Source organism: Pseudomonas sp. NPDC090203 (assembly GCF_044746765.1).
Taxonomy (GTDB): domain Bacteria; phylum Pseudomonadota; class Gammaproteobacteria; order Pseudomonadales; family Pseudomonadaceae; genus Aquipseudomonas; species Aquipseudomonas putida_AD.
The window spans coordinates 260,998-278,644 of sequence record NZ_JBIVCV010000003.1; the positions used below are offsets into that span (position 1 = coordinate 260,998).

The following is a 17,647-nucleotide window of genomic DNA, read 5'->3' on the forward strand; positions in this document are numbered from 1 at the left end:
GCGGCAAGCTGCAAGCCCTAAGCCGCAAGCAACAGCGGTCTGCGCGGGTCGCAACTTCGGATTCCAGGCCTTGGTCGGAGTAACACTCAGGTGACAATTCTAAAAACACATCTCAATCCGCGGTCTGCGGATTTCAAGGTCAACGAGCAGGCGTTGCGCAGGCAAACCGACGACCTGAACACTCTGCTTGCCCGCATCCATGAAGGCGGCGGCGCCAAGGCTCAGGAACGCCATACTTCGCGAGGCAAACTGTTGCCTCGCGAGCGTATCAACCGGCTGCTCGACTCCGGCTCGCCCTTCCTTGAGATCAGTCAACTGGCGGCCTATGAGGTCTACGGCGAGGACGTTCCGGCGGCTGGAGTGATTGCCGGAATCGGGCGGGTCGAAGGCGTCGAATGCATGATCATCGCCAACGACGCGACGGTCAAAGGCGGCACCTATTACCCGCTGACGGTGAAAAAACACTTGCGTGCCCAGACCATCGCCCAGCAGAACCGCCTGCCGTGCATTTATCTGGTGGATTCGGGTGGAGCCAACCTGCCCCGGCAGGACGAAGTGTTTCCGGACCGTGAGCACTTCGGACGTATCTTCTTCAATCAGGCCAACATGAGCGCCCAGGGCATCCCGCAGATTGCCGTGGTCATGGGTTCCTGTACTGCAGGCGGCGCTTATGTGCCGGCCATGGCCGACGAAGCGATCATGGTGCGCCAGCAAGCGACGATTTTTCTCGCCGGGCCGCCATTGGTGAAAGCCGCCACGGGCGAGGTGGTCAGCGCCGAGGACCTAGGTGGTGCCGACGTGCACTGCAGGATTTCCGGTGTGGCCGACCACTATGCGGACAGCGACGAACATGCGCTGGAACTGGCACGGCGTAGCGTCGCCAACCTCAACTGGCGCAAGCTGGGTCAGTTGCAACTGCGCACGCCGGTCTCGCCGTTGTACGCCAGCGATGAGCTGTATGGCGTGATCTCGGCCGACCCGAAACAGCCGTTCGATGTGCGCGAAGTGATCGCGCGACTGGTGGACGGCTCGGTGTTCGACGAATTCAAGGCGCTGTTCGGCACCACCCTGGTCTGCGGTTTCGCTCATTTGCACGGCTATCCGGTGGCGATTCTCGCCAATAACGGGATCCTGTTCGCCGAAGCCGCACAGAAAGGCGCGCATTTCATCGAGCTGGCCAGCCAGCGCGGCATTCCACTGATCTTCCTCCAGAACATCACCGGCTTCATGGTCGGCCAGAAATACGAAGCCGGCGGCATCGCCAAGCACGGGGCCAAACTGGTCACCGCAGTGGCCTGCGCCAATGTGCCCAAGTTCACGGTCATCATCGGCGGCAGCTTTGGTGCCGGCAACTACGGCATGTGCGGCCGCGCCTATGACCCGCGCTTCCTGTGGATGTGGCCCAACGCCCGGATCGGCGTGATGGGCGGCGAACAGGCGGCGGGCGTGCTGGCGCAGGTCAAGCGCGAGCAGGCCGAACGCAGCGGCCAGCCCTTCAGCGCCGAGCAGGAGGCCGACATCAAGCGGCCGATCCTTGAACAGTACGAGCACCAGGGCCACCCGTACTACTCCAGTGCCCGCCTATGGGATGACGGCGTGATCGACCCGGCCCAGACCCGCGACATCCTGGCGCTGGCGATCAGCGCCTCGTTGAACGCCCCCATCGAACCGACGCGCTTCGGCGTGTTCCGCATGTGACCGCAGGACTGCCCATGACTGACTTCGACACGCTGGAACTCGAACGCGACCCTCGCGGTTTCATCACCCTGTGGCTCAATCGCCCGGAGAAGAACAACGCCTTCAACGCGCAGATGATCCGCGAACTGATCATTGCCCTTGACCGCATTCAAAGTGACAGCAGCCTGCGCTTCCTGCTGCTGCGCGCCCGGGGGCGTCATTTCAGCGCCGGGGCGGACCTGGCCTGGATGCAGGAATCGGCCAATCTGGACTACAACACCAACCTTGGGGACGCCAAGGAACTGGGCGAGCTGATGTACAACCTCGCCAAGCTCAAGCTGCCCTCGCTGGCGGTGGTACAGGGCGCCGCCTACGGTGGTGCGCTGGGCCTTATCAGTTGCTGCGACATGGCCATCGGCGCCAGTGACGCACAGTTCTGCCTGTCGGAGGTCAAGATCGGCCTGGCCCCGGCGGTCATCAGCCCCTTCGTCATCCAGGCCATCGGCGAGCGCCATGCGCGGCGTTACGCGCTGACGGCAGAACGTTTCGATGGCCTTCGGGCCAGGGAGATCGGCTTGCTGGCCGAGGCTTATCCGGCCGATCAGCTGGAATCCCAGGTCACGAGCTGGGTCGACAACCTGCTGCTCAACAGCCCCCAGGCCATGCGCGTCAGCAAGGATTTGCTGCGCGAAGTCGGCCACGGCGAACTGTCCCCTTCCCTGCGCCGCTTCTGCGAAAACGCCATCGCCCGCATTCGCGTCAGCAGCGAGGGCCAGGAAGGCCTGCGCGCCTTTCTGCAAAAGCGCGAGCCTGCCTGGCGCATCGATAACACCAATGGAGAGCCACGTTCATGAGCGGCCCGAAGAAAGCTGTCTTGACGTCCGTGATGATCGCCAACCGCGGCGAAATCGCCTGCCGTGTCATGCGCACTGCCAAAGCCATGGGCCTGACCACGGTGGCGGTGCACAGCGCGACCGACCGCAACGCCCGGCACGTGCGCGAGGCTGACATCGCGGTGGACCTGGGCGGCAGCAAGGCGGCCGCCAGCTACCTGCAAATTGACAAACTCATCGCCGCCGCCAAAAGCAGCGGCGCCCAGGCGATCCATCCCGGCTACGGCTTCCTGTCCGAGAACGGCGGCTTTGCCCGCGCAGTGGAACAGGCCGGGCTGATCTTCCTCGGCCCGCCCGCCTCGGCCATCGATGCGATGGGCAGCAAGTCGGCAGCCAAAGCCCTGATGGAGACGGCCGGCGTGCCCCTGGTGCCCGGCTACCACGGCGAGGCCCAGGACCCTGCGACCTTCCGCGAGGCAGCGGCGCGCATCGGCTACCCGGTGCTGCTCAAGGCCACGGCGGGTGGCGGCGGCAAAGGCATGAAAGTCGTGGAACGCGACGAGGACCTGGCCGACGCACTGGCATCGGCCCAGCGCGAGGCACTCTCATCATTTGGCGACTCGCGGATGCTGGTCGAGAAATACGTGCTCAAGCCCCGTCATGTCGAGATTCAGGTATTCGCCGACCAACATGGCAACTGCCTGTACCTCAATGAGCGCGACTGCTCCATTCAACGCCGCCATCAGAAAGTCGTCGAAGAAGCCCCCGCCCCCGGCTTGAGCCCGGAACTGCGCCAGGCCATGGGTGAGGCCGCTGTGCGGGCGGCCCAGGCCATCGGCTATGTCGGCGCCGGTACGGTGGAGTTTCTGCTAGACGCACGCGGCGATTTCTTCTTCATGGAGATGAACACCCGGCTGCAAGTCGAGCACCCCGTGACCGAGGCCATCACCCGTCTGGACCTGGTGGCCTGGCAGATTCGCGTGGCCCAGGGTGAGCCGCTGCCGATCACCCAGGAGCAGGTGCCGCTGCGCGGCCACGCCATCGAGGTGCGACTCTACGCTGAAGACCCGGCCAACGAGTTTCTGCCAGCCACAGGCCGGCTCGAGATTTATCGCGAGTCGGCCAAAGGCCCCGGGCGCCGAGTGGACAGCGGCGTCAGTGAAGGCGATGAAATTTCGCCGTTCTACGACCCGATGCTCGGCAAGCTGATCGCCTGGGGCGAAGACCGCGAACAGGCCCGCCTGCGCCTGCTGTCCATGCTGGATGAATTCGCCATTGCCGGCGTTCGCACTAACCTTGCGTTCCTGCGGCGAATCATCGCGCATCCGGCCTTTGCCGAGGCCGAACTGGACACCGGATTTATCCCGCGCTACCAAAGCGAGCTTCTGCCCCCTGCCCAAGCGCTTGGCGACGAGTTCTGGCACGTGGCCGCCCAGGCCTTTCATCTGAGCAGCGCCGCAGTGGAACGCACTGATGACCTGCACTCGCCCTGGTCCACCGGAAGCGGGCTGCGCATGGGCTTGCCGAACGAAGTGGACCTGCACCTGAGTTGCGGACAGGACAGCCGCACGGTCAAGCTGCGCGCTCAGGAGACCCATGGGGTTCGCCTGAGCGGTGATCAAATCAGCATCAGACATGACGGACTGTCCCGCCAGACCACGGCAATCCGTCGCGGCGATACGCTGTACCTGCGCTGGGATGGCGAGATGCACGCCATCCGCCGTTTCGACCCGATTGCCGAGGCCGACGCCAGCCATACCGAGCAAGGCGGTCTCAGTGCGCCCATGAACGGCAGCATCGTCCGGGTGTTGGTTGCGGTTGGCGAACAGGTCGAGGCAGGCACGCCTCTGGTGGTGCTTGAAGCGATGAAAATGGAGCACAGCGTTCGTGCCAATCGCACTGGCGTGGTCTCAGCGCTGTATTGCGCCGAAGGCGAGATGGTTAGCGAGGGCACTGTGTTGATTTCCATTGAGGACTGAATAACTTCAGCAGTCGGAACGGCGACCCGTTGATCCGCTCAGGGTCGCCGTGCTCATACATGGTTGCCACTTCATCAAGCCGAACTCACAATCCGCAATACTATCCCGCCTGATTAACACTCTTTACAGTCGACACGCACCTAAAAGTGTATTTAACTCCCCGGTGTCTGACGCACCCCGTCATTCATCACTTTAAAAGCGAACCTATTGTCACGACATGGAGTCAATGACATGAACACAATGGAACTACTTGCCGAACAACTTGACATCGCACCCGGTGACCTTGACGATTCAGGTCAACATGTCCCTTACCAAGAACCTGTATTCGAGCCCGTTTACACCCAAGAAGAGCTGGCACTACCTCATCCACCACTGGACTCGCTTGTTACATCCCCTGAGCAAGTTGAGACGTCAACAGACGACACCGGCGCAGAGCTTGCCAGCATCGCTCCCCCCAACAATGCCCACCGAGCCAGTTGGATGGGAACCTACCGGACTGTCGCTAACTTGAAGATCGAAAACATGATCCTTCCTGGCACGCACAACTCTGGTTGCGACAAACAAGCGCCCAGCTCCCCAAGTTCGGAAACCTGCCAGGACTACTCTCCCCACGTGCAGCTGCAATACGGGATTCGCGCTCTAGACTTACGGGTTCAGTTCTATTCCGGCTATACCAGGGGAGATCCGCGACGCTTCAGCATCTTCCACATGACCAGTAATGGTCGTACTGTACAGGGAGATATCATCGGTGCAGTCAACAACTTGCATCGGGAGCATGCGAGAGAAATAGTCATACTTGATTTTCATGAATTCAAGAATTTTACTACGGCTGCGCATCAGGAACTGGGAGCCATTATCAAGGCGGCATTCGGTTCGAGACTGATTGATCCGTCTGACAAAGACCTGCTGGCTCACCAACTCTGGAGCCGAAATAAAAACACTGTTATCGCGTACAAGTCGTCAGATCGTGACCGGTCATTCTGGCCCGGTGTCAATCAACGCTGGATTGGTGAAAATACCCCCAGCAATAACAAGCTGCGGGATTTTGTTCGCAATGTCGGTAACGAAACCAAACCCGCTGGAGAACTTCGCGCGGTTCAAGCAGCAAAATACTCAATGCCATTTTTTGTCCCAAAAGACATTACCAAAGAAACCATGTCCTGGTTCGCAGCCGGTGATGTCAACCACCCCATCATGAAGCATTACATTATCAACACTGATTGGTCCCTGCGTAACCGCCTGGTGGACAACTGCATCTACGCCAATCAATTCAGAAAGTAATGAGCCTTGCAGCCTGTTGACCGAACAAGACGCTCTCCTTCTCAGGCTGGCTAACCTCTACGTACATATAAGGGCACGCAGGAACATCCCTGCGTGCCCTTTCACTTACGCCGCTACTTCATACAACTTCGGCATAGCCACCTCCCCGCTGACCAGGCTCTGACGCAGGCGGATTGCCTGCAACGCAGCAGCCTTCATCGCGCTTTCCTTGACGTGACCATAGCCGCGAATCCGCTCAGGCAGACGCGCAAGACTCAACGCCGTATGACGATTACCCGCATTCAGATGCTGGAGAATCAGTTCGACATCACCCACGTAGCTGTCGATCAGCTCGCGCTCCTGACGCCGCTCCAGGCTACGACCAAACGGGTCGAACGCTGTGCCACGCAGGAATTTGAACCTGGCCAGCACGTCGAATGCCTTCACCATCCAGGGGCCGAAGCTGCGCTTGCGCGGTGCGCCGTTGTTCGGGTCGCGCTTGGCCAGCCACGAAGGCGCCAGATGGAATTCCAGTCGGTAGTCGCCTTCGAACTGCGCCTGCAATTGGCTGGTGAACTCGCCGTTGCTGTACAGACGTGCGACTTCGTACTCGTCCTTGTAGGCCAACACCTTGAAGTAGTTGAACGCCACCGCCTCGGTCAGCGCCGGTTGCTCGCCGGGGAACAGTCGGCGTTCAGCCTCAAGCACCTTGTCGACCAACGCCAGGTAGCGTTTGCCGTAGGCCTGGTTCTGATACTCGCCAAGGATTTGCACGTTTTTCGCCAGGCGCTGTTCCAGAGTCAGCTCGAGCGGTTCCTGCTGCGCAATCGCCTGAGGATTGGCAGCCTTCTGCACCGCTGGCAGATCGAATGCCGCACGACGGCCCCAGAGGAAGGCCTGCTGGTTCAGGCTGACCGCCACGCCGTTGAGCTCAATGGCCTTTTCGATCGCCTTGGACGTCAGCGGGATCAGGCCCAACTGGTAGGCATAGCCGAGCATGAACAGGTTGCTGGCAATGCTGTCGCCCATCAGTTTGGTAGCCAGGTCGGTCGCCTGGACGAAGTGGGTCTTGTCTGCGCCCACCGCCTCGCGAATGGTCTGCATCATGGCTTCGGCAGGAAATTCGGCGTCCGGGTTGCGGGTAAATTCTGCGGTTGGCGTCTGTTGGCTGTTGACCACAGCGTAGGATTTATCGTTGTTGAGCTTGGCAATCGCATCGGGGCCTGCGGCCACCAGCAGATCACAGCCCAACAGCAGGTGCGCTTCACCGGCGGCGATGCGCACGGCGAACAGGTCTTCCTGACGCGCCGCGATCCGGATATGGCTCACCACCGGGCCGAACTTCTGCGCCAGACCCGCCTGGTCCAGCACGCTGCAGCCCTTGCCTTCCAGGTTTGCCGCGTAGCCGAGCATGGCGCCCACGGTCGTCACGCCAGTGCCGCCCACGCCGGGCAGCAGGATGTTGAATGGATGATCCAGCCCGGGCAGCGTCGGTTCCGGCAGCGTCGCGAAGGCCTGGTTCTGGTCAGGGCGTTGCGGTTTGCGCAGTTTGCCACCGTGCACCGTCACAAAGCTTGGGCAGAAGCCTTCGACGCAACTGAAGTCCTTGTTGCAGGCGCTCTGGTCGATCTCGCGCTTGCGCCCCTGGGCGGTTTCCTTGGGCAGAATCGACAGGCAGCCGGATTTGCTGCCGCAGTCGCCGCAGCCTTCGCAGACTGCCGGGTTGATCACCGCACGTTTGTCCAGATCGACCATGGTCCCGCGTTTGCGCCGACGGCGTTTTTCGGTGGCGCAGGTCTGGTCGTAGATGATCACCGACGCGCCTTTGAACTCGCGCAGTTCGCGCTGCACGCTATCCAGGTCGCGACGATGGTGGAAGGTGGTAATCGGCGCAAACGCCTCGCGACTCGGGTATTTGTCAGGGTCGTCCGAGACCAGTGCGATGCGTTGCACGCCTTCGTTGAACACCTGGCGGCTCAGTTGATCGACCCGCAGGATGCCGTCGATGGGCTGGCCACCGGTCATGGCCACGGCGTCGTTGTAGAGAATCTTGTACGTGATGTTGACCTTCGACGCCACGGCCGCACGCAGCGCCAGGTGACCCGAATGGAAATAGGTGCCGTCGCCCAGGTTCTGGAACACGTGGGGCGTGTCGGTGAAAGGCGCCTGGCCGATCCAGGTCACGCCCTCGCCGCCCATCTGGGTGAAGGTATCGGTTTCCCGGTCCATCCAGATGGTCATGTAGTGGCAACCGATGCCCGCGAGCGCACGGCTGCCTTCGGGCACCTTGGTCGAGCTGTTGTGCGGACAACCGGAGCAGAAATGCGGCGTGCGCTGGGTCTTGAACAGCGGCGCGGCCAGGGCCTTTTCCTTGTCCTGCAGGAACTGCAGACGGGCTTCGATTTTCGGGCTGCTGTAGATCGGTGCCAGACGCTTGGCGATGACCCGGGCGATCATCGCCGGCGTCAGTTCGGCGAGGTTGGGCAACAACGAACGGCCTTCTTCGTCGAACTCGCCAACCACCCGAGGGCGCTGATCCACCGGCCAGTTGTACAACTGGCCCGTGAGCTGATCCTCGATCACGCTGCGTTTCTCTTCGACGACGAGGATTTCGTCCAGGCCTTCGGCGAAGTCGTGCACGGAGACCGGTTCCAGCGGCCAGCTCATGCCGACCTTGAGCACACGGATGCCGACGGAGGCGCAGAGTGTTTCGTCGATGCCGAGCTCTTCAAGGGCCTGGCGCACGTCCAGGTAGGACTTGCCGGTGGTGATGATGCCCAGACGCGGCGTGGGCGAGTCGATCACCACCTTGTTCAGGTTGTTGGCCCGGGCAAAGGCGCGGGCAGCGTAGATCTTGTAGGTGTTGAGGCGCGCTTCCTGGGCCAGGGGCGGGTCTGGCCAGCGAATGTGCAGGCCGCCTTCGGGGATTTCGAAGTCTTCGGGAATTTGTGTCTGGATGCGCAGCGGATCGACTTCGACCACGGCCGAAGAGTCGACATTTTCGGCAATGGTTTTCATCGCCACCCAACATCCGCTGTAACGCGACAGTTCCCAGCCGATGATGCCGTAGTCGAGGATTTCCTGGACGTTGCTCGGGTTGAGCACCGGGATCATCGCGGCGATGAAAGCGTGTTCGCTCTGGTGGGCGATGGTCGAGGATTTGCAGCCGTGGTCATCGCCGGCGAGGATCAGCACTCCGCCATTTTCAGCGACGCCGGCCGAGTTGCCGTGCTTGAAGACGTCGCCGCAACGGTCGACGCCCGGGCCCTTGCCGTACCACAGCGCAAACACGCCGTCGTATTTGCCGTGAGGAAACAGGTTGACCTGCTGGCTCCCCCACACTGCCGTCGCGGCCAGTTCTTCGTTGACCCCGGGCTGGAAATGGATGGCGTTTTCTTGCAGGTAATCCTTGGCGTCCCACAGGCTCTTGTCGAGGTTGCCCAGTGGCGAGCCGCGATAACCGGAAATGAACCCGGCGGTGTTCAGGCCGCTCGCTTCATCGCGCTGCTTCTGCAGCATCGGCAGGCGGGTCAGGGCCTGGGTTCCGGTCAGGTACAGATTGCCGGTGGCGAGCCGGTACTTATCATCCAGACGAATATCAGCCAAAGACATTCAGGCACTCCTTTGTTTTTATTAGTGCGTTTTGAATGTGGCGAGCGGTGCTGGCGCGACCTTGTGAGCCGTGCGCGAACTGCCCGGATGCCGGGACGGTTGACCCGGCATTCACAGAGCCAATACTGCCTGTGGCGCGCAGGCTTTTTCTTTCTAAATTGGCCCGTATCTGCTCAAATCCTGCATGCCTGTTTCGTTTATAGAATAAAAAAGGGTCAATTCATGCAGGTCAAACTCAGCCCCATCGATCGTAAAATCCTTCGCCTGTTGCAGCGCGACGCTGACCTGTCCGCTGCTGAAATCGCAGAGCGCGTAGAGTTGTCGCAATCGCCTTGCTGGCGGCGGATCAACCGCCTCCAGGAAGAAGGCGTGATCGAACGCAAGGTCGCCCTGCTCAACCCCGCGAAGCTGGGGCTGACCATGACGGTGTTCGTGGACGTCAAGCTGTCAGGCCACGGGCGGCGTTATCTGACGGAGTTCGAGCAGGCGATTACCGGGTTTCCCGAGGTGCTGGAGTGCTACACCATGGCCGGCGACATGGATTTCATGCTCAAGGTGGTGGTGCAGGACATCGCCAGCTACGAGCGCTTCCTGCGCGATCACCTGCTGCAGAGCCCGCACGTGCAGGAGGCGCATTCGAACATCGCGATGAGTGTGGTCAAGCGCACCACCGAGTTGCCGCTGGATTGAGCGCTTCATGGCGCAAATGGGGATTGTTTTGGGGATAGTACGGGCACACGAAAAAATCTTTTCACCAGAATGCGAAAAAACATTTGACGTGCAAATGATAATGATTATTATTGAGCGCAACCAGTCGCGAGACTGGCTGGTAACCCAGAAGCCTTAGGTCGGCTTCCGGATTATCTCCTCATCAGGCTAATCACGGTTTTTGACCCGGCTTTTTGCCGGGTCTTTTTTTTGTGCCCTTCAAGGGTCTGGGTTCGGTCTGTTGCTGCGTCTTCAGGCTAATGAAGAGGGTTGGCTGGCATCTGCGGCCTGCTCGATGGCGCGCATGATAGCAAAAGAAAAATGAGCACTGAACCGTCCACACGGTCAAAAACGACATATTTGGTAAAAAAGTCGAAAAAAGCGACACTGCTTACTTGAGAATGACTCTCATAAGCACTAACATCGATGCGCGTCACGGACGATGCCCCCACTCCTCCCTTCGGATGAACCACGGATGACAAGCGAGTGAAATGCCATGACTAATCCACTCACCCCTGCTCTTTCCTTGCCGACGCGCCAATCGGGCGTGCCTGTCAGCCCTGAAACCGAACTTTATCGTCGCCGCATCCAGAAACTGCCGCGCAAGACCCGGCAGGTCTTCCTGTTGAGCCGTCTGGACCAGATGCCCTACACCGATATCGCCCAGCTTATGGAAACCGATGTCGAATCCGTCGAGCGCTGCATGGTCCGCTTGCTCGATCAATGCGCTGACGAATCGGCAGATGCCGAGGCCGCCCGCCTGCAAGCCCGCCGCTGGTACGTGCATCTGCAAAGCCCGCTGGCCACCGCCAGCCAGCGTATCGAGTTTCGTCACTGGGTCGATGCCGACAGCCGTCATCTGATTGCATTCCAGGATACCGAGCGCCTGTGGTGCAAGCTCCAGGCCCCTGCCACTGCCCTCGGTGCCAACGGCTGGCACCGCCGCAAGCGCCGGGGCTATATCGCCTGGATGGTGCTGACGGCGTTCCTTTGCAGCCTGTTGGTGACCGCAGAAGCCTTCACCTGAACGTGACTCATTGACTGAACAATCTGTCGCGGTGCGACATCCTGATCCGTGTAAAGTACCCGTCATATAACAGCCCAGCGTGGTCGCCCGGCCTCCCCGTGACCGCCACCCGATGGGCGTTGAGTTGGCATTAACGTACTCAGGATCTTCCCGTGATTCAGACCCCGCTTTCCGTGACCTGTGATTTTGACAGTGGCAACGTCGTGGTGCTCGACACCAGCAACCCGCAAAACGTGCAACTGGCCATTCGCCCTGATACACGCAGCGCGCACTTCCAGTGGTTCCATTTCAAGGTCGATGGCATGCAGGTCGGCCAGCCTCATGGGTTCAGCCTGACCAACGCCAGCGAGTCCAGCTACAACCGTGCCTGGACCGGCTACAACGCCGCCGCGTCCTATGACCAGAAAACCTGGTTCCGGGTGCCCAGCACGTTCGACGGCAAGGCCCTCAATTTCGCCCTTTCGCCCGAACAGCCGCAGATCTGGTTCGCCTATTTCGAACCCTACAGCCGCGAGCGTCATGACTGGCTGATCGACCAGGCGCTGAACAAGTCCGGCACTCAATTGCTCGCCACCGGCAAGAGCATCGAAGGCCGTGACATCCCCCTGTTGCGCAAGGGCGATGGCGCAGAAGGCAAGCGCAAGATCTGGATCATTGCCCAGCAGCATCCCGGCGAGCACATGGCCGAATGGTTCATGGAAGGCGTGATCGAGCGCCTGCAGGAAGATGACGAGCAATTGCAGGCGTTGCTGGCGTCCGCCGACCTGTACCTGGTGCCGCACATGAACCCGGACGGCTCCTTCCATGGCCACCTGCGCACCAATGCCCAGGGCAAGGACCTGAATCGCGCCTGGCAGGATTCGACCCCGGAAGTGAGCCCGGAGGTGTTTTTCGTCAAGGAGCAGATGGAAAAGTACGGCGTGGACATGTTCCTCGACGTGCATGGCGATGAGGAAATCCCCTACGTGTTCACCGCTGCGTGCGAAGGCAATCCGGGGTACACCGACAAGCAGCGTGAACTGGAAGCCGATTTCCGCGCACGCCTGAGTGGCCGCACCCGGGATTTCCAGACCCGTTACGGCTACCCACGGGCCGAACCGGGCCAGGCCAACATGAACCTGGCCTGCAACAGTGTCGGCGAGCGCTACAAGTGCCTGGCCCTGACCCTGGAAATGCCTTTCAAGGACAACGACGACGCCCCGGACGTGCTGACCGGCTGGTCAGGCAAGCGCTCGAAACAATTGGCCAGGGACGTGTTGGCGACCCTGGGCGAGATGGTGTCGGTCCTGCGCTGACGCTCGACCGCCCGTAGCAGTCCGGCTTGCCGGCGTTGGCGATTTCAAGGGCGTCGACGCCGGCAAGCCGGACTGCTACGAGGTTTTTTGGGGTTAGTGCGATCCAGGGTTCGCCACATAACCGTAGCAGCACGGCTTGCCGGCGGGGGCGGCCTCGAGATCGACCCGCCGCCAAGGCGTGCTGCTACGGGTTTCGGTGTTAACGCGATTTGGGATTCCGCAAATATCCGTAGCAGTCCGGCTTGCCGGCGTCAGCGATTTCAAGGGGGCCGACGCCGGCAAGCCGGACTGCTACGGGGTTTGGTGTGGGTCTTGGGATCAGGTGCGTGGGCGGCCTTTGAGCATGCTGTCCAATACCTCGTCGCGGCGGATCCAGCCATGGAACAACGCCGCCCCCAGGTGCGCGAGGATGGTCAGGAAGAGCAGGTACGCCAAGTATCGATGGGCCCCGCGCAAGAAGGCAAATGTCTCGGCATGGGCGGCCACGATTGAAGGCAGGCGTATCGAGCTGCTCAGCATCACCGGATCCCCCGCCGCCGAAATCATCGCCCAGCCTATCAGCGGCATCGCCAGCATCAGCGCATACAGCAGGTAGTGCGACAGCTTGGCCGCCAGCGCCTGCCAGGCCGGCAAGTCAGCGGGCAATGCTGGCGTCACGGTGCAAAAGCGTACGATCAGGCGCACGATGACCAACAGCAGAATCGCAATCCCCAAAGGTTTGTGCAGGCTCAACAGCCATTCATGCCGCTCAGATACCGAAGCCACCATCCCGGCGCCGATGAACAGCATCGCGATGACCATGACCGCCATCAGCCAGTGCAGAAGCCGGGCCAGCGGGGCGAAATGCGAAGTGGGCGTACTCATGGCTGTTTCTCCTGCGCAGGCGGTTTTTCAAGCTGACCGACTTCAGAGGTTCGGCGCATGTAGGACGCGGCATAGGCCGCCGAGCGGGCTGCCAGCAACGGGTCGTCGGAGCCTTCGATGCCATTGGGCAGTACCAGCGGATCGTAGTTGATATCACGGCAGGCGCCGTCGAGTTGCGCACTGTCCCCCTCCACCACCAGGGTCCCGGCGTTCACCGTCTTGTGTTCGCCGGCCCAGGCCTTGGAGGCGTCACCGGTCGGGTCTGTCGGGTTGGCCAGGGTCAGCACCAGGTCCCAGCGCTGCGGCCCGCTGGCCAGTTTGTCGCTCAGGTCCTGTTGCAGGTAGTCCTTGGCATCCGGCGCGGGCGCGTCGCCCTTGGCGGCAGGCACCAGGCTCCAGCGAACGGCCTGGCGTTTACCCTGGGCATCGACCAGCACGAAAGCGTTGACGCTGTTATAGGTCTCGGTCACGAAGCTGGCCGACGGCCTGGCGGTCTTGACCCAGGCCAGGAACGGCTGCGCCTCGGGATGCGCGGCAAAGAATGCTGGAGGCTTGGCCGGGTCCGGCTTGCCGGTTTTCGGGTCCGGTGCCGTGGCCTTCTGCAGGTCGACGAACGCCTGCACCGTGCCCACAGGGAACACCGGCATGCTGTTCATCCCGGTGCGCCACTGCTGACCGTCCGGCTGGGTGAATTGCACGGCGAAACTGCGGATCGGCGCTGCGCTGTCTGGCGAGTAAGGATTACCCGTGGGCAGTGCCAGCCGGCCGATCACCGGGGTTCGCCCGGCAGCGAACACCTGGGCTCTGGACAGCGTACTGGCCGCGCCGTTGCTTTCGAAATAACCGGCGACGCAAATGCCTTTGGGGTGGTTGCGGCGGTAGCCAGGGTGCACGCCGTTGTTGTGTTCGAACACATCGACCACTCGTGCAGGCGTCAGGCGCTGTGGGTCAAGGCTGCCGTTGACGTAGGCAAACGCCCCGGCTGCGATCACCAGGACCAGGCCGATACCGCCCAGGCGGGCGAGCTTCTCAGCGGTCGTCAACGGTGGTTTGCGAAGGTGTGGCGGTTCAGGCTCAATCATCGGTTACGCTCCGGGCCTCTGGCCTCTACGAATGACATGGGCGAATACGGTTCACAAGGTGTGACGCGGCGCCGGCGCAGTTATTCCAGCCATCGATTTTTATTTTTTGCGGGCAGGAATAATCTTCACGCTGCGGCGTCTTCCCTTGCATACGATCCGAAGCGGTCGAGCCCATCGACCTGGAAGCCCTCCATGAATGATGTCGACGATCAACTACGCGAGCTGCTGCCGCGATTGCGCAGGTTCGCGGTTTCGCTGACCCGCGATTACAGCAGCGCCGACGACCTGGTGCAGGCCAGCCTGGAAAAGGCGCTCTCAGCCTGGCCCGGCCGCCGCCCGGAAGGTGACCTGCGGGCCTGGCTGTTTTCGATTCTCTACCGACAGTTCGTGGACAATCACCGCCGTTCGCGACGTTACAGCCGCATGCTGGAACTGTTTACCGGCGCCAGCGGCGAGGATCAACACGAACCCTCGGTGGAGCGGACCGTCGTCGCCCGGACCACCCTGCAGGCCTTCGAACGCCTGAACCCCGAACAACGCGCCCTGCTGCTCTGGGTGTCGGTCGAGGGCCTGAGCTACAAGGAAGTCGCCGGGATTCTCGAGGTCCCCGTGGGCACCGTCATGTCGCGTCTGTCTCGCGCACGTCAGGCACTGCGCCAGCTCAGTGAAGGCGAAATCACCACCCCTGCTTTGCGGATACTCAAATGATGACCTTGCCCCCCAGTGAACGAGACTTGCACGCCTACATCGACGGCAAGCTCGACGACGCCGACCGGCAAACCATGGACACCTGGCTTGCGGCCAATCCCGAGATCGCAAAACAGGTGCAGGCCTGGCAACTGGACGCGCAAAACCTGCGGGCCGGCCTGAGCGGTGACCTGCATCGGCCTGCCAATCCCGAGCTGGACCCGGCATTCATTCGTCAACGCATGCGCCGAAATCGCAGCCGGCATTTCGCCAGTGCCGCGCTGTTGCTGATCGCGGTGTCCATTGGCGGCCTGGCCGGCTGGCAGGCACGGGACATGACCCTGGCCAATGCCGTGCTGCCCATGGCCGATGCGGTGCAGGCCTACCGCATGTTCGCCGTCAACGACAACGTCGCCAGTGACTGGAACACCGGCAAGCCGAATAACGTGCAGGTCTGGCTGGACAAGAACTTCGCCCAGGCCAACCGTCTGCCGGATCTTGAGTCGGCGGGCTTCAAGCCAGTGAGTGGGCGTCTGAGCAGCACCGAGCAAGGCGCTGCGGCGATGGTGGTATACAAGGACGCCCAGGGCCGCACGCTAAGCTTCTACATCCGTCCGCCCATCGAACAGCACCGCATGCTGCCCCGAGGTACGCGCCGTGATGGCGAGCTGCAGGCCGATTACTGGTCGGGGGGCGGGTACAATTATGCGATGGTCGGCCCGGCCGATGACCCGGCGGCGCAAGCGGCGCGACAGGCGTTGAAGCGGCCGATATGAGGGCGTCGAACCGATTGAACCACCCGTAGCAGTCCGGCTTGCCGGCGAGGCGGCCATGAGATCGCTCCCGCGGGCAAGCCCGGCTGCTACGGGGATTGTGGGGTCAGCCACGTAGCAGCACGGCTTGCCGGCGGGGGCGGCCTCAAGATCGCCGACGCCGGCAAGCCGGACTGCTACGGACGGTGGGGCTTAGCCGTTCAACTTCTCGGGATCAGGCTGCAACAAGACCTTGTCCTGGATGTTGGCCAGGGTGTCTTTCAAGCGCGACGTACCGCGCCCAAGCTGTGCATCCTTGTCCTGCTGAATCGCCTGCTGCAATACATGCAGGAAATTCTGGTTCTTCGAGGATTTGAGCGGTGTGGTGGTGTCCGATTCCAGATGCCCCATCACGTATCTGGAAATGCGCGTGGTCTGGCTGGCGGTCTGGGCCACCGAGGCATTGATCAGCGCGCCCTTCTCGTAGCCGATGCTGGTCTTGCTGCTGGCCTGATCGTTGATCTGGTAATACAGATAATTCTGCGAGGCAGGGTCCGTCGACAGGTCCAGCTTGTTCGCCCCCGGCAGCGGCTTGTGGTAACTGGCCACCAGCGACGATTGCTGATCCTGCACGATGCTGCGGTTGAGCTGATCGCGGCCCTTGGACTGGGTGCTCTGGGACAGTTTGTAGGCGAAGGAGTCCAGCTCGCCGGGACGCGCCGGGTTGCCCTCCTTGCCCTTCTCGGTCACCGACGCACTGAAATCCCCAAGACCGGTGAGCAGGCCATGATCGGTTTGGGTCAGCTCGATGGAACTGACGGTCTGCGGCGTGGTGGCTGCGCGCGTGCCGGGATAGTCGCTGTGCAATGTGGTGAAGGCATCCTGGAACATCGACAGCAATTGCGCATCGCCATCGCCGCGCTTGCGGGCGGCCTCGATCTGGCTGACATAACCCTTGAGCGCCTTTTCCTGCTGGTTGGCGTCACCGATGATGGCGCTGTTCTTCAGGTCAACCGAGACGTCCAGATCCCCCGAGGCGCCGCTCATGCGCATTGAACGGCCATCGGCGTCGGCATGCAGCTCCAGGGTCTGGATGCTTTTATCGTCAAGCTGGATGCGCGTGTTCAGGTCGACCGAAGAGAAAACGTTCGAATCGAACTTCGTCAACGCGTCCAGCTTCAGTTGCGGTGGTTTGGCCGTCAGGCCGTCGATGGCCGACTGGAACCCGTCGGACATCTTGCCCAGCGCTGCCTGCTCATCGGCGGTCAACTCGCCGCCGCTGACCTGCGCCTGCACCGCCAGCCCGTTGTCGGAGCTGGTCAGGGTCAGTTGCACGGTCTTGCCGCTGGCGGTCTTGAGGGTCAGGCTGATGCTGTTGTCAGCCGCGTTGCTATGCAGTTTCGCCTGGGCGGCTGCCAGTTCGGCGGGTTCCAGTGCCTTGCCGGTCGATGAGCGGATCACCGATTGCGAGATGTTCTTGTTGGTCTCAGCCAGTTGCGCAAGCAAGGATGCGCCCAGGCCCTGGAAGCGGCTGGCGGCGCCTGAGCTGGCAAAGTTGCCGGTCATGTTCAGCGAGACCTTGTCCTGCTGGGTGTATTCCCAGGCGGGCAGCACGTCGGGATTGGCGATCAGGCCCCGCACCGTGTAGGTCTGGGCATCGGGCACGCGCGTGTTCTCACCCAGGGTCACGGTATCGGAAGTCGATGCACTGCTGACCGTCGTGGCGGCCGTGACACTGACCGCAGGCTCGTTGGCGGCTAGCTTGGCGACCACCTGGGGCTGGATCACCGAAACAGAAGAAATCGCTGACATGGCAGGTCCTTGCTCGAACAGAATGTTATTTTCCTGTCCGGTATGTCGGCACCTGCCAC

13 protein-coding genes are annotated in these 17,647 nt (G+C 61.6%); 9 read left to right on the plus strand and 4 right to left on the minus strand.

Features of this window, described 5'->3' with window-relative positions:
- The first annotated feature begins 90 nt into the window (after positions 1 to 90).
- From ACIPO9_RS06680 to ACIPO9_RS06695, 4 genes are all read left to right on the plus strand, one after another.
- Positions 91 to 1,698 carry a carboxyl transferase domain-containing protein gene (locus ACIPO9_RS06680; protein ID WP_400779533.1) on the plus strand — a complete coding sequence of 536 codons (1,608 nt, stop codon included), beginning with the start codon at positions 91 to 93 and terminating at the stop codon, positions 1,696 to 1,698.
- Between the two features lie 14 nt (positions 1,699 to 1,712).
- Complete coding sequence (locus tag ACIPO9_RS06685) at positions 1,713 to 2,531, plus strand: gamma-carboxygeranoyl-CoA hydratase (RefSeq protein ID WP_400779535.1); 819 nt, start codon at positions 1,713 to 1,715, stop codon at positions 2,529 to 2,531.
- Positions 2,528 to 4,489, plus strand: a complete 1,962-nt coding sequence (locus ACIPO9_RS06690; RefSeq protein ID WP_400779537.1) for an acetyl-CoA carboxylase biotin carboxylase subunit — start codon at positions 2,528 to 2,530, stop codon at positions 4,487 to 4,489. The genes ACIPO9_RS06685 and ACIPO9_RS06690 overlap by 4 nt, the downstream gene beginning before the upstream one ends.
- 231 nt (positions 4,490 to 4,720) lie before the next feature.
- Positions 4,721 to 5,770 (plus strand): hypothetical protein, encoded by a 1,050-nt coding sequence (locus tag ACIPO9_RS06695; RefSeq protein WP_400779539.1) that lies wholly within the window; start codon positions 4,721 to 4,723, stop codon positions 5,768 to 5,770.
- Between the two features lie 105 nt (positions 5,771 to 5,875).
- Here the strand turns inward: ACIPO9_RS06695 and ACIPO9_RS06700 are convergent, their stop codons facing one another.
- The gene (locus ACIPO9_RS06700; RefSeq protein WP_400779541.1) at positions 5,876 to 9,361 is read right to left on the minus strand and encodes an indolepyruvate ferredoxin oxidoreductase family protein; all 3,486 of its coding nucleotides are present in this window, start codon (positions 9,359 to 9,361) and stop codon (positions 5,876 to 5,878) included.
- Positions 9,362 to 9,583: 222 nt separating this feature from the next.
- On the opposite strand from ACIPO9_RS06700, the gene ACIPO9_RS06705 reads away from it, so the two are divergent.
- The 3 genes from ACIPO9_RS06705 to ACIPO9_RS06715 all read left to right on the plus strand — a co-directional run bounded on the left by ACIPO9_RS06705 (position 9,584) and on the right by ACIPO9_RS06715 (position 12,391).
- Positions 9,584 to 10,051, plus strand: a complete 468-nt coding sequence (locus ACIPO9_RS06705; RefSeq protein ID WP_274131137.1) for an Lrp/AsnC family transcriptional regulator — start codon at positions 9,584 to 9,586, stop codon at positions 10,049 to 10,051.
- A gap of 514 nt (positions 10,052 to 10,565) precedes the next feature.
- Complete coding sequence (locus ACIPO9_RS06710) at positions 10,566 to 11,096, plus strand: sigma factor-like helix-turn-helix DNA-binding protein (protein ID WP_400779543.1); 531 nt, start codon at positions 10,566 to 10,568, stop codon at positions 11,094 to 11,096.
- Positions 11,097 to 11,251: 155 nt separating this feature from the next.
- A complete protein-coding gene (locus ACIPO9_RS06715; RefSeq protein WP_400779864.1) occupies positions 11,252 to 12,391 on the plus strand; it encodes a M14-type cytosolic carboxypeptidase in 1,140 nt (379 codons plus the stop codon).
- A gap of 318 nt (positions 12,392 to 12,709) precedes the next feature.
- Here the strand turns inward: ACIPO9_RS06715 and ACIPO9_RS06720 are convergent, their stop codons facing one another.
- Together ACIPO9_RS06720 and ACIPO9_RS06725 are read right to left on the minus strand one after the other, a co-directional pair.
- Entirely contained in the window at positions 12,710 to 13,255 is a 546-nt protein-coding gene (locus ACIPO9_RS06720) for a cytochrome b (RefSeq protein ID WP_400779545.1), read from the minus strand.
- Positions 13,252 to 14,337 carry a catalase family peroxidase gene (locus tag ACIPO9_RS06725; RefSeq protein ID WP_400779547.1) on the minus strand — a complete coding sequence of 362 codons (1,086 nt, stop codon included), beginning with the start codon at positions 14,335 to 14,337 and terminating at the stop codon, positions 13,252 to 13,254. The genes ACIPO9_RS06720 and ACIPO9_RS06725 overlap by 4 nt, the downstream gene beginning before the upstream one ends.
- A gap of 192 nt (positions 14,338 to 14,529) precedes the next feature.
- On the opposite strand from ACIPO9_RS06725, the gene ACIPO9_RS06730 reads away from it, so the two are divergent.
- Both ACIPO9_RS06730 and ACIPO9_RS06735 read left to right on the plus strand, forming a co-directional pair.
- Positions 14,530 to 15,045 (plus strand): RNA polymerase sigma factor, encoded by a 516-nt coding sequence (locus tag ACIPO9_RS06730; RefSeq protein WP_274133496.1) that lies wholly within the window; start codon positions 14,530 to 14,532, stop codon positions 15,043 to 15,045.
- Positions 15,042 to 15,800, plus strand: a complete 759-nt coding sequence (locus ACIPO9_RS06735) for an anti-sigma factor family protein (protein ID WP_400779549.1) — start codon at positions 15,042 to 15,044, stop codon at positions 15,798 to 15,800. The genes ACIPO9_RS06730 and ACIPO9_RS06735 overlap by 4 nt, the downstream gene beginning before the upstream one ends.
- A gap of 189 nt (positions 15,801 to 15,989) precedes the next feature.
- Here the strand turns inward: ACIPO9_RS06735 and ACIPO9_RS06740 are convergent, their stop codons facing one another.
- Positions 15,990 to 17,588 carry a lactate dehydrogenase gene (locus tag ACIPO9_RS06740; RefSeq protein WP_400779551.1) on the minus strand — a complete coding sequence of 533 codons (1,599 nt, stop codon included), beginning with the start codon at positions 17,586 to 17,588 and terminating at the stop codon, positions 15,990 to 15,992.
- Positions 17,589 to 17,647: the final 59 nt, after the last annotated feature.

Coding starts and splice junctions, on each gene's coding strand:
- ACIPO9_RS06705 (WP_274131137.1), top strand. CDS start 9,584: ATGCAGGTCAAACTCAGCCCCATCGATCGTAAAATCCTTCGCCTGTTG.
- ACIPO9_RS06700 (WP_400779541.1), bottom strand. CDS start 9,361: ATGTCTTTGGCTGATATTCGTCTGGATGATAAGTACCGGCTCGCCACC.
- ACIPO9_RS06720 (WP_400779545.1), bottom strand. CDS start 13,255: ATGAGTACGCCCACTTCGCATTTCGCCCCGCTGGCCCGGCTTCTGCAC.
- ACIPO9_RS06695 (WP_400779539.1), top strand. CDS start 4,721: ATGAACACAATGGAACTACTTGCCGAACAACTTGACATCGCACCCGGT.
- ACIPO9_RS06710 (WP_400779543.1), top strand. CDS start 10,566: ATGACTAATCCACTCACCCCTGCTCTTTCCTTGCCGACGCGCCAATCG.
- ACIPO9_RS06730 (WP_274133496.1), top strand. CDS start 14,530: ATGAATGATGTCGACGATCAACTACGCGAGCTGCTGCCGCGATTGCGC.
- ACIPO9_RS06740 (WP_400779551.1), bottom strand. CDS start 17,588: ATGTCAGCGATTTCTTCTGTTTCGGTGATCCAGCCCCAGGTGGTCGCC.
- ACIPO9_RS06685 (WP_400779535.1), top strand. CDS start 1,713: ATGACTGACTTCGACACGCTGGAACTCGAACGCGACCCTCGCGGTTTC.
- ACIPO9_RS06690 (WP_400779537.1), top strand. CDS start 2,528: ATGAGCGGCCCGAAGAAAGCTGTCTTGACGTCCGTGATGATCGCCAAC.
- ACIPO9_RS06725 (WP_400779547.1), bottom strand. CDS start 14,337: ATGATTGAGCCTGAACCGCCACACCTTCGCAAACCACCGTTGACGACC.
- ACIPO9_RS06735 (WP_400779549.1), top strand. CDS start 15,042: ATGATGACCTTGCCCCCCAGTGAACGAGACTTGCACGCCTACATCGAC.